This is a genomic window from Dyadobacter fermentans DSM 18053 (assembly GCF_000023125.1).
In the GTDB taxonomy this organism is placed as follows: domain Bacteria; phylum Bacteroidota; class Bacteroidia; order Cytophagales; family Spirosomataceae; genus Dyadobacter; species Dyadobacter fermentans.
Window position 1 is genome coordinate 943,229 of the sequence record NC_013037.1, and the last position, 16,485, is coordinate 959,713.

Sequence of the window (16,485 nt, forward strand, 5' to 3'; positions counted from 1 at the left end):
ACGGGCAATCAGCCAAACTAAATCTGAGAATTGAAATTATCGGCGCGATGGAAATGCTCTGAGCGGACTATACCTTTCATATGTTTCGAAAATTTCTCCGTTCTTTCCCATCCGGGGATCGCCGGTAGCGGTCAGGTAGGATTTTAGTTTTTTATCCAGATCCGCCACTACGGTTTTCATATTCGCCTGTGCCGCCAGATTATGCAGGCACGCGGGGTCTTTGACGATGTCGTACAACTCCTGTCCGGGCCTTTTATCGACCGCCATATGAAAAAATGGCGCAACACCGGGTTTCTTGCGGTTGGAGAAAACATACGATTCGGTAAAATCATCGATATCAAAATAGGCGCTGTCCATGCCTGCAAGCTGGCCGTTTTTGCTGATTTCCTGCGGATCGCCCGCGGGCCAGCGGGCGGGGTACACGTTCCAGATATACAGGTATTGCCGCGTGCGGATGCAGCGCTGCGGGTATCCGAGGTTGTTCCAGCGGGACGAAGAATGCCGCTCCCGTGATGCAAACACCGCTTCTCGGCTTTTGTCCACTTCTCCCTGGCCACTACCGGTGAGGATATTCATCAGGCTTTTTCCGGCAATTGCTTTCGCATCGAACGGCACTCCGGCGGCTTCCAGGAAAGTAGGGGCAAGGTCGGTGAGGCTCACGGGATCGGTGACTTTCCGGTTGCCTTTTACCTTGCTTCCCCAGCGGATGGCCAGCGGCAAATGGATGCCGTACTCATACACATTGGCTTTGGCCCGCGGAAAGGGCATGCCATTGTCCGAAGTGACGACAATGATCGTATTATCCAGTTCGCCAGTCTCTTCGAGCGTGCGGATGATGCGCGCGAGATGGTTGTCAAACCATTGGATCTCATACAGATAATCCATCATATCCGACTTGACCTCATCGCTTTCCGGCAGAAATCCAGGCACTTTCACCTTCGACATATCCATCCCACTTCGCTTGCCGATGCCGGTGGGGTACCGCCGGTGCGGCTCCTGTGCTCCAAACCAAAAGCAGAATGGCTTATCCTGGGGTTTGGAGGAGAGAAAGCTCTTGAAATTAGCGGCATAGTCGTTGTTGCTGATGCCTTTGGGTGCTTCCATAGTGACTTTGTTGAATGCGGGGCCGGCAGGGTTTCGGCTGCGGCCGGAAATTTTGAAATTTCCCGGTCCCCAGCCTTTACCGGTGTGGCCGATCAAGTAGCCCGACGCTTCGAGCAGGTCGGGATAGGTTTGGAATTGCGCCGAGAACGAGCTGGCATGCGTGCCGGCATGTTCGAGCTGCCAGCAGTTTTTTCCCGTCAGAATAGCCGCCCGCGAAGGGCTGCACCCGGGCGAGGCGGAGAACGCATTGGTAAAAAGAACGCCTTCTCGGGCAACACGATCGAATGCAGGCGTGCTAACGCCCTCGTAACCATACGCCGACGTATGCGGGTAGGATTGATCGTCGGAAATAACGAAGAGAATGTTGGGGCGTTTTGCGGAAGACGTTCTGTATGGCTCATGTTTGTCGGCTGGCCGGCCGTTTTTCGCGGCAAAAAATAGTGCTGACAGAACAAACAGGACCGATAATCTAACGAGGTTCTTGTGCATAAAACGATATTGTAATGATGTACTTCAAAGGTAATTAAGGAGAGCGAGTTAAATTCATCCCTCAAATAATGAACTTCATCGGAAAACCGGCAGGATTTACGGATGGTCTGCCGGTTATCTTTTACATTTCCGCCTTCAACGATCACGACACTGATGGCGCGTCAAATAAGCGGTTTTAACGTAAAGCATGTTTTCATTTTTATCTTCTCATCGCTGCTGTATGCATTATGCCAAATGCTGCTCAGCAATATCGTGATGCAGGATGATTTATGGGGAAAATTTGCCGTCCAGCTAACGGCCCATTACGTGGTGGTGCTCACGATGTGTGTGGCGGATTATAACTTGTTACTGTTTCTGAATAAACATATTCCCTATTCCAAAAATGTATCGTACCGCATCATGGCCGACATGGTAGGGCTGACTTTGATAAGTCTTGCGCTGTTATGGGTTTTTGATTGGATGATTTACAAAATATTGCATGTTCCTCCGACGGGGCTACCTCCGTTTGCAACCAAATTTGCATTGGGAATGCTCACCAATGCGCCTATACTGCTCGTCTTTGAACTGATCCATTATTTTCGGTCCGAACAAAAGGCGATTGCCGATTCTGAAAAGGCGAAGCGTGAAGTGCTGTTATTTCAGCACGAGACATTGAAGGCACAGATCAACCCGCATTTTTTATTTAATTCATTGAATGTGCTCTCATCGCTGATATACCTGAACCCGCAGAATGCCAAGAAGTTTACGAAAGCGCTTTCCAGAAGTTACCGTTACGTGCTTTCGTTGAACCAGCAGCCTTCCGTGACGGTCGCGGAAGAAATGGAAGTGCTTGAGTCGTATATATTTTTGATGCAGATGCGGTTTGAAAATGCTTTCACATTTACAGTGCATGAAGATAGCGGATCGGAAAGCAATAAGATTGTCCCGCTTACGATGCAGCTTCTGTTGGAGAATGTGTTCAAGCACAATGTGGCCACCGAGGAAGCACCGTTGGCTATTCAGATTACGATTGGAAAAGAATATGTTTCCGTGGAAAATCAGGTGAAGCCATCCAGCAATGCGGACAAAAGCGGCATTGGATTGAAGTACTTGAAAAAGCAGTATCAGCTATTTGGAAAGGACATTGTCGTGGAGCATACCGGTGATCAATTTATTGTGAAAATCCCTTATATCGAGCCATGAAATACCTGATCGTAGAAGACGAACGATTTGCTGCCGAAGAGTTGAAACGCATGATGACCGCATTGCGTCCAGGTTACGTATTGGAGAAGCGGACCAAGACGGTCATTGATACCATCACGTTCCTGAAAACAACAAAGGTTGATTTGATCCTATTGGACATCAGGCTCGCCGATGGCAGTTGTTTTGAGATATTCAACCATATTGAGGTGAAAACTCCGGTTATATTCACGACTGCTTATGACGAACATGCGATCAGGGCTTTCAAGTTAAACAGCATCGACTATTTGCTTAAACCTTTTGAAGAAGCAGAGCTGGAATCGGCACTCGTTAAATTTGAGCATATCTTTCACAACCAGTTATTTCAACCGGATTCCAACAGTTTCAAATCCCTGTTGCCGGCAGGTACGAAGAACCGGTTCCTGATCTCGAAAGGTGAAAATTATCATTACATTGAAACAACCGATATCGCTCATTTTTACAGCGAAGACGGCGTGGTTTTCCTGCATACCTTCACCGACAAACGTTACATTGTCAACTATACTTTGGATCAGATCGAACAGCAGCTCGACCATCACTTGTTTTTTCGTGTCTCACGAAATTGCATCGGCAATCTCAAAGCCATAGAAAGTGTAATCAAATACTTCAACAGCCGCTTGCAGCTTTCCTTTTCACCGGCATGCCCGCACGAAGTGCTGGTAAGCCGCGTGCGCGTGCCGGACTTTCTGAAATGGATGGACGGTATTCTTGAATAGCCGACAGCCGGCATTCTTAATTCCATTTCCTACATTCTGCACTTCAACCTGCCTATTCTGAACCCCGTGGTTTTTGACTTTTGGTGTTGCTTCATTCCGCTCACATTTGCTGAAAAATGAAACAATTTAAACGCCAGTTAAGTCTCAGCCATGAAATCAATATCATTATTTGCAGTGATCTTCGGGTCCTTGCTTTGCCTGAAAGCAAACGCGCAACAAGTTTCCTTTAAGACCGAATTCATCGGTAATTCCGGTTACTGGTTTTTGCCAAACGGAGATAAGCCGAAAGAAAAGATCGGTGATAGCAAAGGGTCTTCCATTGTGTACCAGGGCGCGGTGAATATCCCGCTGTCAACCAAAATCAACGAACATAACCGCCCGACGGCCTGGGGCGTCGCCCTTAGTGGCGCTTACGCATCGCTGAACAATGAGCAATTCACAAGTGAGATGGTTTCCAGGATCATGAACCTGCAAGCGGGCATTTATCACCTGCGGCCGCTCAACGGGAAATGGTCCGTCAGGGCGGGTGTGGGTATGGGCGTGTTCACTCCTTCGACCGATTTTTCAAAAATCACGTTCAAAAACGTGCTCGGAAGTGCCGGCGTTATTTTTATCCGCCATTTGAAACCCAACCTGTCGATCGGGGGCGGTGTGGCGCTAAACAGTTCGCTGGGCTATCCGATGGTATTTCCGGCCGTTTACGTGAACTGGAAGCATCAAGGAAAGTTCAACGTGAGCGCTGAATTGGTTGATGGCCTTGACATAGCAGCGAGTTACAAGTTGAATGACCGCATAAAACTCTCGTGGGCATTGGAAATGAACGGCCAGGTGGCCCTGCTCGAAAAAGAGGGGAAAGATGTGATATTCTCCCACCAGTACATCGTCACCGGGCTGCGTCCGGAAGTAAAGCTCGGGAAAACGGGACTCACCGCGACCGCCATGATCGGCCTGAACCTGTACCGCCCGGCCGCATACAGCAATCGCACTTTGAAGGGAATGTTTGCCTCCAATAATGACTATTACTTTTCAGCATCCCCCTACGCGTCCGTTGGCTTAAAGTGGGATTTGAAGCGATGAGCGTTTTACGGCCCAGCACCGGCCGAGCCCCGGAGGGCAACAGCATTCCCACTAGCAATGCAACGGAAACCTTCAAGCTACACATGCCTGTCCGCCTCGTCGATTTCGAGATCATTGATGCTTGCATATCGTTTGGCCATCAGCCCATTTTCATCGAACTCCCAGTTTTCATTACCGTACGCTCTGAACCATTTGCCTTCGTGATTCCTGTACTCATATTCGAACCGCACGGCAATTCGATTGTCCGTATGCGCCCAGTATTCTTTTTTAAGTTTGTAGTCTAATTCTTTCTCCCATTTTTTTGTCAAAAACTGAACAATTTCTTCCCGGCCATTCACAAATACATTTCTATTCCGCCATTCGCTGTCGACGGTGTAGGCCATTGAGACTTTTTCCGGGTTTTGGCTGTTCCAGGCATCTTCTGCCAATTGAATTTTTTGTAGCGCCGTTTCTAATGTGAACGGGGGTAAAGGGAATCTCTTTTCCATGTTGTTTTATAAGATTAAATGAAAATTATATTAAACTTCCTACAATTTCTTTTGATCGATTGACCAGCTCATTTGATCTGAATAGTTGGCTCTCAATAATCGAACTCTCAAATAATAAGTATATGTGATCGGATACCGGATCGCTTACATCCTCGTTTTTGAAAAATTTTCTCAGGTCATTCTTGTGCGCCTGTATTACAGAAAGTATTGCAGCCTGATCTTTGGATATTTCCGATAAAATATTCAGGAAACTGCACCCCCTGAAATCTTCTTTTTCATTCATATAAATAATGAAGTCAAACGCAGCCAGCAGGCGTTGCTTTGTGCCAGTTACTTTTGAACCAAATGTGTTCAATTCAGAAAACCAATAGTCATGTCTCGCGCTCAGGAACGCAATACACAGCTCATCCTTTGATTTAAAATGACTATAAAAACTTGCTTTGGCCACTGCGGCTTCACTAATGATCTGATTAATACCCGTGCTATTGTACCCCTGCTGATGAAACAAACCCGAAGCTGTTTCAAGTATTCTTTCTCTCGGTGAGTTCATGATCGTCGTTGTTGTGATACAAATGTATGCATCATTTCACAGACAGACAAGTCTGTCTGTGAAATATTTTAAAAAATTATTGATCGATGAATTAAGTGAATGGAGGACACATTACGACTCGTTCCTGCCGCTGACTCTCAAAAATCCATCCAGCTTTTTATCGAAGCTGCTTTTTCCCGGCTGACGATAATTTCGACATCGGCGCTTTTGCGCAGTTCTATTTTAAGCTTACCGTTGAAATGATTGTGAATGTGGGTAATGCTGTCGATGTGGATGATAAACTGGCGGTTTACACGCAGGAAGGTTTTCGGGTCCAGCTGCTCTTCGAGCTCTTCGAGGGACTGCTGCAAAACTTCTTCGCTCCCGTTTTGCAATTTGGCCTTCGTGATCTTATGTTCCGAGAAGAAGTACTCAATGTCGCTTACCAGTACGGTCTTGTAGCCGTCGCGGAATGGCAGCAGAAACCGGCTGCGGTATTCTTTCTTGTTGATATGGTTCAGCAGGCTTTCTATGGAGAGGGTCTGTTCGCTCTGCTGCCTCTGTTCGGCAACCCGCAGTGCCTGTTCCAGCTCTTCCTGTTCAATGGGTTTCAAAAGGTAATCCACGCTGTTGACTTTAAAAGCCCGGACAGCATATTCGTCGTACGCCGTTGTGAAAATTACCGCGCAAGGGATCTGGACTTTGTCGAAGATCTCAAAGCTGAGCCCATCCGGCAGCCGGACATCCATCATGATCAGGTCGGGACAGGGGTTTTTCGAGAGCCAGTCCACGCTTTCCGAAACGCTTTCAAGCACACCAACGATACTGGACGCGGGATTTACAAAAGAGATCAGTCTTTTAAGCCTGTCCGCATTGGGTTTTTCATCTTCAATGATTAAAATGTTCTTTATCATGATTTTATCAGGGGTATCGATACGGAAAACCGGGTGTCGCTGGCGCTGATATGCGGCTCGCGATCCGATAATAGCAAATACCGCTCGCGAATGTTTTTAAGGCCTAAACCGGACGATTCTTCCTTTTTCTGCAATGGTATCACGGTGTTGGAAATGATCAGGTCCATTTCTACGCCGCTTTTTATTTCAATTCTCAGCGGGTTGGTTTTTACAAACTGGTTGTGCTTCATCGCGTTTTCGATCAGAAGCTGCACGGTCATCGGAGGAAGTTGTAATGCAAGATGGGAGGGGTTGATGTCGATCTCGAAGGCGATGCCATTTCCTGCACGCTGCCGGAGCAGGAAAATATACGCATTCAGAAATTTCATTTCATCGTCCAATTTGATCAGGTCTTTTTTTGAATTCGTTAAAAGATACCGGTAAACCTTGGCGAAATTTTCCGAGTAATTATAGCCCAGTTGCTGGTCTTCCAGGATCAGTTCGGAAAGGACACTCAGGTTATTAAATACAAAATGGGGATCAATCTGCAATTTGAGCGCTTCGAGCTCTGCTTCGGCCGCTGCCTGCTTGTGCTGGGCGGATTTGAGTTTGTGCTGCGTCGCTTCGAGCGCGGCATTCTTCCAGTTGGTGATCAGGTAATCGCCGGTATGCACGGCGCTGATAATGAGCGCCATGAAAATGCTCACCGTCACTGCCTGCCAAAAACTTGCTATATCCTCCTCGCTGGTAGATGCATTGGCATTCTGTGGTAATGCCCTGATGAGCACGACGAGCAAAATGATAAGCAGGACCACAAAGGAAATATTCAGCACAGTTTCCAGCAGCAATCGTCTCCGGGGCTTTTCAAGCCATGGGATAAACCGGTTTAGTCTTGCATGGATGGAAACGCTCCCCAGGGATATTAATACACAAAACAATAAAGTCAGGATCCACTCTGCCAGCATCTCATTGATCGGCCGGTTGAAGTAATTCGTCCACCATACATCCCGCGGATCAAGCATGTAGGTGAAAACGTAAAACATCACAAACGAGAATGAAGCAAGGACGATAGACTTGCTTCGGGTGGTGATAAACTTATTTTCTGTACTCTCCATAGAATGCTGCGTGAGGCCGGCTGTTTTGCAAAGGTACCTTGTTAAGGGACTGGGAGTGCTAAATCACCCCTTTTCGTACCATTTGTTTTTAGTTGTACTTGCCTGGTTTAACAGCAGCAAAACTATATGGGCAGGAGAGGCCCGTGAGCGAAAATTTTACCGAGCCGTAGAAATCCGTGACTGAAATGAAGACGTACCGGTACCGAACCGGCCAGCAATAAAAAGCGCCTCGTTCCTGGAAGATTTATGGTCTTTTACCATCCATTACAATTTCAGTCAGCACAGGTTTTGGAAGGATAAACCACCGCATTACGCTTGGGTAAGATACGTTTACGATTCGGTAGCGATTTTCACCGGTTCGGTCAGAAATTTGCCCCCAGGGGTGCGTTACGTGGGTTTCTTTGTAAAAAAATCAAACTCTTGTACAATGTTTAAGCGCAGTTTTAAATCAATACACTTCCTCACAGGCCTTTGGCTACTTTCAGCTTCTACCGCATTACTATCCTGTACTTCGCAGGCCGAACAAGGCCAGGCGGGCCAGATGCCGCCGCAGGAAACGGACTTCATCGAAATGACATCAGGCAGCGCACCCGTGCAGACGAGCTATCCGGGATCCATCGAAGGGAGTGTGAATGTAGATGTGAAGGCGCAGGTAAATGGGTACCTGGAAGCCATCTATGTGAAAGAAGGCGATTACGTGCAAAAAGGCCAGTCGCTTTTCAAAATTAAAGGAGAAGTCTTCAACGAGCAGGTCAATAACAGCTCCGCAGGACTGGAGTCGGCCCTGGCCGCCGAGGCGAATGCGGCCCTGGAAGTTGAAAAGCTCCGCCCATTGGTGGAAGGTAAGGTCGTGTCCGACATGCAGTTGAAAACAGCGCAGGCCAGCTACGAAGCCGCCAAAGCGCAGGTGGCCCAGGCGAAGGCAATGCTGGGATCTTCCAAAATCAATGCGGACTTTGCGTTGATCAAAGCCCCGGTAAGCGGGTATATCGGTAGAATCCCGAACCGCGTGGGTAACCTGGTCACGCCCGCCGACGCGATGCCGCTGACAACCTTGTCTGAAATTAATAACGTATTCGTTTACTTTTCCATGAGCGAGGCCGATTTCATCGGTTTCAAAAAGGCCGGTCCGGCCAAAGACCAGGTAGTGGAACTGATTATGGCCGACGGCAGCACGTATACCCACAAGGGTAAGCTCGAAAGCGCCAGCGGCAATCTGGACCGCACCACGGGCAGCATGAGCATGAAAGCCGTGTTCCCCAACCCCGACAAGATCCTGCGTTCGGGCGGCTCGGGAAGGATTGTGATCCACCAAACGCTTGATAAGGTGATGACACTCCCGATGGCGAGCGTGAAAGACATTCAGGACAGGCTGTTCGTGTACAAACTCGGCGACAGCAGCAAGGTAGCCATGGTGCCCATTGAAGTAGCAGGCACATCGGGCAACAACTACCTGGTAAAGGCCGGCTTGCAGCAAGGGGACAAGGTCGCGCTCAACCGCATTGATGTACTTTATGAAGGCACGCCCGTTGCAGCCAAAATGGTGCCGGCCGACTCGCTTTCGAAATAATCCAAATACAATACAAACGTCATGTTAAAAAAGATTATAGACCGGCCGGTAATGGCCACGGTGATATCCGTTGTGCTGCTGATGCTGGGTATTCTCGGCCTGATGCGCCTGCCGGTAACCCGCTTTCCCGACATTTCCCCGCCCACGGTGATGGTATCGGGTACCTATCCGGGTGGTAACAGTGAAGCGGTGATCCGCTCGGTAGTAACCCCGCTGGAAGAACAGATCAACGGCGTGGAGAATATGCAATACATCAAATCAACCGCCAGTAATGATGGTTCGTTTTCGATTTCAGTGATTTTCAAGCAAGGTGTGGACCCGGACCAGGCGGCTGTGAATGTGCAGAACCGCGTGCAGCAGGCCACGCCGATATTGCCGCAGGAAGTGATCCAGATGGGGCTTACCACTTCCAAGCAGCAGAATAGCATGATCATGATTTTCAATGTATACACCACCGACAATGCAAAATACGATGAGCTGTTCCTGCAAAACTATGTCAATATCAACCTGGTGCCGCAAATCAAGCGCGTGCCGGGCGTGGGACAGGCACAGGCATTCGGTTCCAAGGATTATTCGATGCGCGTTTGGCTCAATCCGCAGAAAATGGCCAGTTTCGGACTGGTGCCTTCGGATGTGAACCAGGCCATCGCCGACCAGAGCTTCGAAGCTGCCCCCGGCAAACTGGGGCAGGAGTCTACCGCTGCGTTGGAATATGTCATGCGGTACAAAGGCAAGAAAAATCAGCCGGCAGAGTACGAGAATATCATCGTCAAAAGTAACGGCACGGAACTGGTCCGCCTGAAAGACGTGGCCCGTATCGAATTCGGGTCTTTGAATTACAGTGGTAATTCTTTGTCCAATGGCAAAAACGCCGTCACGGTTGCGATCCTGCAAACGACCGGCTCCAATGCGAACGAGATCGAGATCGGCGTAAGCGATGTGTTGCAGAAGGCTTCCAAAACTTTCCCTCCCGGCATTAAGTACACCAGCCTGATGAGTACCAAAGAACGGCTCGACGAAGCGACCAGCCAGGTGAAATCGACGCTGGTGGAAGCATTTATACTGGTATTCATTGTGGTGTTCTTGTTTTTGCAAGACTTCCGGTCGACCATCATCCCGGCCATTGCCGTGCCTGTCGCCATCATCGGTACTTTCTTTTTCCTGATGGCATTCGGTTTCACGATCAACGTGCTCACGCTGTTTGCATTGGTACTGGCCATCGGTATTGTGGTCGATGATGCGATTGTCGTCGTCGAAGCCGTGCATGCCAAGATGGACGGCTCCAATATGAGTGGAAAAGAGGCTACGCACAGCGCAATGGGCGAAATTACCGGTGCGGTGATTTCCATTACCCTGGTGATGTCGGCCGTATTTATTCCCATTGGCTTCATGACGGGTTCGTCGGGGATTTTTTATAAACAATTTGCCTACACGCTCGCGATCGCCATTATCATCTCGGCCGTCAATGCATTGACGCTCACGCCCGCACTTTGTGCATTGCTTTTGAAGAACAACCATGCAGAAGGCCACGGAGATAAGCAGCACAATGCAGGTTTTGGAAAAAGGTTTTTTACTGCCTTCAACGCAGGTTTCGACAACCTGACCGGGCGCTATATCCGCGGGCTTAACTTTCTGATCAACAGAAAATGGCTCGGAGCCGGGCTTGTAGTAACCATCACAGCGATTGCGGGATGGCTGATGCTCAGCACGCCGAAAAGCTTCGTTCCAATGGAGGATGACGGTTTCATCATTTACAGTTTGAGCATGCCTCCGGGAACGGCCCTCGACCGGACCACGGAAGCGGCATTGAAAATTGAAAAGATATTGTCGCAAACGGAGGCCGTCGAGACCAGCTCGAACATTACCGGTTTCAATATTCTGTCCAACAGCGCCAGCCCTGCTTACGGATTGGGTTTTATCAAACTCAAAAAGAAGGAAGACCGCGGCGCGGTGAAAGACATCGACCAGATCATGGCCAACCTGACGGCAGCGTTTTCCGGCATTAAGGAAGGGACCGTCATGGCATTCAGAAGCCCTCCCGTGGAAGGTTACGGGGTAACCGGCGGCGCTGAGATTGTATTGCAGGACAAAACCGGCAAGGACGCCAATGCATTGAAAGAGATGTCTGACAAAGTGATCGGGCAGATTATGCAGCAGCCCGGCGTGCAGTATGCCTACACCACCTTCCGGACCGACTATCCGCAGCTGGAAATGGAAGTGGACCAGGATAAAGCCAAGCAAATGGGCGTAAGCGTGAGCGGGATGATGAACACGATCCAGACCTATTTTGCCGGTGACCAAACCCAGAACTTCACCCGGTTCGGCAAGTTTTACCGCGTGAGCGTGAAAGCGGATGGCGTGTACCGGATGGATGAAAAAGCATTGAACGAAATCTTTGTCCGCAACGATCAAAACCAGATGGTGCCGGTTAATGCATTGGTGAAGCTCCACAAAGTGTACGGACCGGAATCGGTAAACCGGCACAACCTGTTCAATGCGCTGACGATCAGCGTGGTGCCGTTGCCGGGATCGAGTAGCGGGGATATTATGGACAACCTTGAAAAGAATGTCCTGGACAAACTGCCTTCCGACTACGGTTACGAATGGACCGGGCTTAGCCTGGAAGAAAAGTCGGCGGGTAACCAAACGGTGTTCATCCTGGCCCTTTGTATGCTGTTTGTGTACTTCCTGCTGGCCGCGCAGTACGAAAGCTACCTGCTGCCTCTGGCGGTCCTGCTTTCGATCCCGACGGGTATCGTAGGGTCTTTTGCGGCGACTAAGTTCATCGGGCTGGATAACAATATTTATGTGCAGGTGGGTTTGATCATGCTGGTGGGCCTTCTCGCAAAAAATGCCATCCTGATCGTCGAATTTGCCGTTCAGCGGCGGGCCGGCGGGCTCTCGATCGTCGAGTCGGCCATCGAGGGGGCAAGGTCCCGCTTACGCCCGATCATTATGACCTCCCTGGCATTTATCGTCGGAATGATCCCTTTGATGATCGCCACGGGCGGGTCGGCCATGGGTAACCGCTCCATCAGCACGGGTGCTGCCATGGGAATGCTCAGCGGGGTAGTGCTGGGTGTGTTTGTGATCCCGCTGCTATACATCCTGTTCCAATTCCTGCAAGAAAAGATTTCAGGGAAAAAGCCGGCGGCTGCGCTGCCTGTAAACGACTAAAAGAACCAGAATCATGAATAAAAATATCATTGCAGCCATGGTGCTGGCGACCACGCTGGCATCCTGCACGGTCGGCAAGCGTTATGAGCGCCCCAACCTGGAACCGCCTGCCGCGTTCCGCGCCGCCATGCCGGTAACGTCAGATACCGTACAGCTTCCCTGGCGCACCTTTTTCCGCGAACCACAACTGGTGGGCCTCATTGAAAAAGCGCTTGAAAGGAATAATGACATTGCCATCGCCCTCAAAAACATCGAACAGATGGACCTGGCGGTGAAGCAAGCCAGACTGGCGCTTTTGCCGACGCTGAATTTTTCAGCGGGCGCAAGCAGGTCATGGTTGTCGAAAAACTCCTTAAATGGCTCGTTGAGTGAGCAGTTTGTGGGGACAACTTACATGGACGACTACAATGCATCATTGCAGCTTTCGTGGGAAGTAGACGTTTGGGGCAAAGCAAAAATGCAGAAGGAAGCCGCTATTGCTAATTATTTTGCGCAAAAGGAAAATGTATCTGCGCTTAAAACCCGCATTATCAGCCAGGTAGCCCAGTCTTATTACAACCTGATCAGCCTGGACCAGCAGCTCAAAATCGCCAACCAGAACATTGTCCTCAGTGACAGTACGCTGGATATGATGCGGCTGCAATTCAATGCCGGGCAAATCACCTCGCTGGCCGTAGACCAGGCCGAAGCCCAGAAGAAAACCGCCGAGCTGCTTATCCCGCTTGCCTTGCAGAACATCGCCGTGCAGGAAAACGCATTGAGCATCCTTTGCGGCAGCTATCCGGACGCCATTCAGCGTGCCGGTGACCTGTCGAATGCCATGCCCGAGGAGACTTTTGCGGCATCAGTCCCTGCCCAGCTGCTCAGCCGCAGGCCCGACGTGAAAGCGGCCGAGCTGGCGGTAGTCAGCCTGAATGCCCAAACGGGGCTTGCGAAAGCGGCCATGTACCCGGCCCTGAGCATTTCACCGCAGGTTGCGGCCAACTCTTTCAATTTCAATAAATGGTTTGACCTGCCCGGCTCACTGACCAAAACGCTGGCCGCCAACCTGACGCAGCCCATCTTCCAGAAGCGCGCCTTGAAAACGGCCTATGAAACGGCTGTTGTGGAGCAGGAAAAAGCGGTGATCCAATATAAACAAACGTTAATGAGCGCGGTAGGCGAGGTGTCGGACGCCATGGCCAAGTCAAGCGGCGCTTCACAGAGACTCGAACTGGTGCAGCAAAAAACAGCGATGCTCAATAAGGCCACAGAAGATGCCCAAAAACTGTATAAGAGTGGAATGGCCAACTATCTGGAAGTAATCACGGCCCAAAACAGCAGGCTGCAAAATGACCTGGAAGCGATCAATATCCAACTTGAAAAACTCAACGCGGTTACGGATCTGTACAGGGCGCTGGGGGGAGGCGTAGAGTAGTAGGTTAAAAAAGCAACCTGCCAAAAGTTAAAAGCTTGCGGCAGGTTGCTAACCTAAGTTAGAATGCGGACAGTCCGTCCGCACGGAGTATGAGCCGGGCTATTCCAACACCACCCTTTCAACAGCTATTCCTGAAATCGATTTCTGATTCTGATGCACGGTTTCAACCGGTAGAAACGAGAGTTGCAGCGTTTCGATCTGATCGATGTTGAAGCTTGCGTTATCAGGTGTCGTTTGCAGGGAATAAGGTAAAAAACCGGGGTAGGGGCGCGGCAGGCTGATAAATTCTGCGTTTTTCAGAGCGTTCAGGGAAATCTGGTAAGCGCCGTCTTTGGGTTCGATATCTACTTTCTTGCCGAACACGGACCCATCTGTACTGATCAACGCTATTTGAACTTCACAGGCTTTCTGACTGAGCGCGCGACCGTACAAAACCAGGTTTTTCTTGCCCGAAAGATCCGCGCTGCGGCCCGCGATTTTCTCTTTGAAATTGAAACGCATGGCATAGGCTTCCGCCTTTTCCGGTGTAATGCTGAGCTCGGAAATTCCATTTTCTTTTACTGAAATGCGGGAAGTTTTTGAGTAAGGTCTTAGTAACTTCTGATGGTCCTTAGCAGCATTGAAAATAGCTATATTGCTGGATTTTGGTACGATATTCGTTCGAAAAGATAGTTCGTTTTCGCCTTCATTTGCAGTGTTTTTTTGAGCAGCAGGATAATGCTTTTCTACGCCTTTTTCCTTAACTACAATTGTGTATTGAATGGTGCCTTCTCCTAAATCCGCGGCCGGAATTTGGGAGGAATAATGATAGCCCTTCTTACGCACCAGCTCGAATGCCATCGATTTTCCATTTTTACCGAGTATTTTAATCTGGGCTTGCTCGGGCTGTTGGAGACTAACGATCTGAACGTTTACATCCAGTTCCCGGCCTGCGGAAGCTTCGGGAATCGGTGTATGCAATACATAGGTCTGTGTCAATGTCGCAGCCGGCGCTACGAACTCGCCCAGGGTCATGTTTTTCCATTGGGTACTTGCGTGAAACTTAGTTTTTGCGCCTTTTTTGACCAACAAATAAGCACCCGGCGCAATGTTGAATGCATTATTTCGCGATTTCAATGCAGCATTATGGTTTCCTGCATTTAGGGGTGTAATCTCAAAATTGTTTCGCAAATCCGGCAGCTGAACGGACATAGGCCATGTTCGCCAGTTGATCACGGCCAGCTTTTTGTCAAGACTATTATACCCAAAAGGGTCCTCTATCCAAATCGCATCCGGCAAAACTTCCAGCCGCCAAACGCCGTTTTCCAGCTTATCCAGAAAATACGCGCCTGTTCCCTCGTATTTTACGACAGCCGAGTTGCCTGAGCCGCTCACATGCTCCAATGCACCTGCATTGGCAGGCTTTGTGGTTGTGTTGTTGGTGTAAATGAATTTGTCTTTGGTCACCATTTCGGCCAGGTCCTGGGCATAACTTACCTTAAAGTCGCCAAAAGCAATGTTGGCGGGAAACTTTCCGTAATCCTTGTAGAGCGGTACCCGGTGAAACACCTCCGAAGCGATTTTCAGGCTCAATGCTTTCTGCGGGGTGTAAATCAGGTTCATGTAGTGCGTGTCGTATTCCGTATTGGCATATGCAAAGTAGGTTGGATCGTAAGCGAAATGCGTGGCCAGCTGCATTCCGGCGGTACGGAAGCTGCGCGCCATGGCCGGGTAAATGTAAGAGCGCCCCACATCCGCCGCATCGAATTCGTACACGATTTTTGCCATCTTTTTAAACCGGGGATTGGCGGCGAACGGGATCTTGTAATCGTCTACGTTTGGCAGCAGGTTACCCATAATCTCATGTTTGGCTTGCAGCCCCGTAGGGTACCATTGAAATGTGCCGCCGTCGATATTGGCATCGAAATATCCCTGTGCCAGGTGAATACTGTGACTGATGTTGTAAAAAACCGGCTTTTTGCAGCCCGTCTTCCGCATGGAAGCTACCATGCCGTTGATAAATGCAGTCACGTCGCTTGTCGATCCGCCATGCTGCGGCTCGTTGCTGATTTCGAATGCGATCAGGTCCGGCTCATTCTTGTAAGCCACGCCGGTGTAAGGATTGACATGATTGAGAAACTGATACAGGTAATTCTGTTGCGCCTTGATCGCCTCCGGATTGGTAAGACAGGCAGCTTTACCATATTTCCGCGAAAAACCGGGAGTCTTCTCATCTTTCTCCGGCCAGCCGTTTCCCCAGTAGGCGATGGGCGTCAGCACAAACTTCATCCCGCGCGTTTTCATTTTCGTCAATGCGTAATCGAGCAGTTTTAAATGCTCGTTTTCCAGCAAATTGCCAAGTGTATCACTGATTTCCGTATCCCAGACGTGTACCCGGTACAGGTCAAAACCAAGCCTGGAAAAATGATAAACATCGTTGTCAATCGCTTGTTCAGGATTTACATTCAGCTGCTTCGCCACGCGGTAGGCATACGCAAAAGGAACCGTATAATTCACTCCAAAGCCACGCACCTCCTCCTTCGTCTCCCCCCAGCGCATGATGCCGCTTGGGTCGACGTATACGTCGTTGGGTTGTTGTGCGAAGGTTGAATGGTAAGTAAAAAGGAAAAGGAGGAAAGAATTGATAATAAGCCTCATGTTGTTATTGGTCATTAGTTGTCATTGATAGTCATTAATGATTATTTGATTGTCA

Annotated in this window: 12 protein-coding genes; 6 read left to right on the plus strand and 6 right to left on the minus strand. The window is 49.4% G+C overall.

Annotation, left to right across the window (positions count from 1 at the left end):
• Nucleotides 1-36 precede the first annotated feature (36 nt).
• The gene (locus DFER_RS03945) at nucleotides 37-1,593 is read right to left on the minus strand and encodes a sulfatase family protein (RefSeq protein ID WP_015810315.1); all 1,557 of its coding nucleotides are present in this window, start codon (nucleotides 1,591-1,593) and stop codon (nucleotides 37-39) included.
• A gap of 153 nt (nucleotides 1,594-1,746) precedes the next feature.
• Here DFER_RS03945 and DFER_RS03950 point away from each other — a divergent pair, with 153 nt between their 5' ends.
• From DFER_RS03950 to DFER_RS03960, 3 genes are all read left to right on the plus strand, one after another.
• On the plus strand, nucleotides 1,747-2,775 hold the full coding sequence (locus DFER_RS03950; RefSeq protein WP_015810316.1) for a sensor histidine kinase: 1,029 nt from the start codon (nucleotides 1,747-1,749) through the stop codon (nucleotides 2,773-2,775).
• Entirely contained in the window at nucleotides 2,772-3,527 is a 756-nt protein-coding gene (locus tag DFER_RS03955) for a LytR/AlgR family response regulator transcription factor (RefSeq protein ID WP_015810317.1), read from the plus strand. The genes DFER_RS03950 and DFER_RS03955 overlap by 4 nt, the downstream gene beginning before the upstream one ends.
• 150 nt (nucleotides 3,528-3,677) lie before the next feature.
• The gene (locus DFER_RS03960) at nucleotides 3,678-4,604 is read left to right on the plus strand and encodes a DUF6268 family outer membrane beta-barrel protein (RefSeq protein WP_015810318.1); all 927 of its coding nucleotides are present in this window, start codon (nucleotides 3,678-3,680) and stop codon (nucleotides 4,602-4,604) included.
• Between the two features lie 77 nt (nucleotides 4,605-4,681).
• Here the strand turns inward: DFER_RS03960 and DFER_RS03965 are convergent, their stop codons facing one another.
• From DFER_RS03965 to DFER_RS03980, 4 genes are all read right to left on the minus strand, one after another.
• Nucleotides 4,682-5,092 carry a nuclear transport factor 2 family protein gene (locus DFER_RS03965; RefSeq protein ID WP_015810319.1) on the minus strand — a complete coding sequence of 137 codons (411 nt, stop codon included), beginning with the start codon at nucleotides 5,090-5,092 and terminating at the stop codon, nucleotides 4,682-4,684.
• A gap of 25 nt (nucleotides 5,093-5,117) precedes the next feature.
• Nucleotides 5,118-5,642: a TetR/AcrR family transcriptional regulator gene (locus tag DFER_RS03970; RefSeq protein WP_015810320.1), complete on the minus strand. Its 525-nt coding sequence runs from the start codon at nucleotides 5,640-5,642 to the stop codon at nucleotides 5,118-5,120.
• A 137-nt stretch (nucleotides 5,643-5,779) separates the two neighbouring features.
• Nucleotides 5,780-6,535, minus strand: coding sequence for a LytR/AlgR family response regulator transcription factor (locus DFER_RS03975; RefSeq protein ID WP_015810321.1), 756 nt, complete (start codon nucleotides 6,533-6,535; stop codon nucleotides 5,780-5,782).
• On the minus strand, nucleotides 6,532-7,629 hold the full coding sequence (locus tag DFER_RS03980) for a sensor histidine kinase (protein ID WP_015810322.1): 1,098 nt from the start codon (nucleotides 7,627-7,629) through the stop codon (nucleotides 6,532-6,534). The genes DFER_RS03975 and DFER_RS03980 overlap by 4 nt, the downstream gene beginning before the upstream one ends.
• 427 nt (nucleotides 7,630-8,056) lie before the next feature.
• Here DFER_RS03980 and DFER_RS03985 point away from each other — a divergent pair, with 427 nt between their 5' ends.
• The 3 genes from DFER_RS03985 to DFER_RS03995 are packed head-to-tail and all read left to right on the plus strand — an operon-like array spanning nucleotide 8,057 to nucleotide 13,793.
• A complete protein-coding gene (locus DFER_RS03985; protein ID WP_015810323.1) occupies nucleotides 8,057-9,199 on the plus strand; it encodes an efflux RND transporter periplasmic adaptor subunit in 1,143 nt (380 codons plus the stop codon).
• Nucleotides 9,200-9,220: 21 nt separating this feature from the next.
• The gene (locus DFER_RS03990; RefSeq protein WP_015810324.1) at nucleotides 9,221-12,376 is read left to right on the plus strand and encodes an efflux RND transporter permease subunit; all 3,156 of its coding nucleotides are present in this window, start codon (nucleotides 9,221-9,223) and stop codon (nucleotides 12,374-12,376) included.
• Nucleotides 12,377-12,389: 13 nt separating this feature from the next.
• Nucleotides 12,390-13,793: an efflux transporter outer membrane subunit gene (locus tag DFER_RS03995; RefSeq protein WP_015810325.1), complete on the plus strand. Its 1,404-nt coding sequence runs from the start codon at nucleotides 12,390-12,392 to the stop codon at nucleotides 13,791-13,793.
• Nucleotides 13,794-13,892: 99 nt separating this feature from the next.
• Here DFER_RS03995 and DFER_RS04000 read toward each other — a convergent pair whose 3' ends face one another.
• Nucleotides 13,893-16,430, minus strand: coding sequence for a glycoside hydrolase 5 family protein (locus tag DFER_RS04000; RefSeq protein ID WP_041735862.1), 2,538 nt, complete (start codon nucleotides 16,428-16,430; stop codon nucleotides 13,893-13,895).
• Nucleotides 16,431-16,485: the final 55 nt, after the last annotated feature.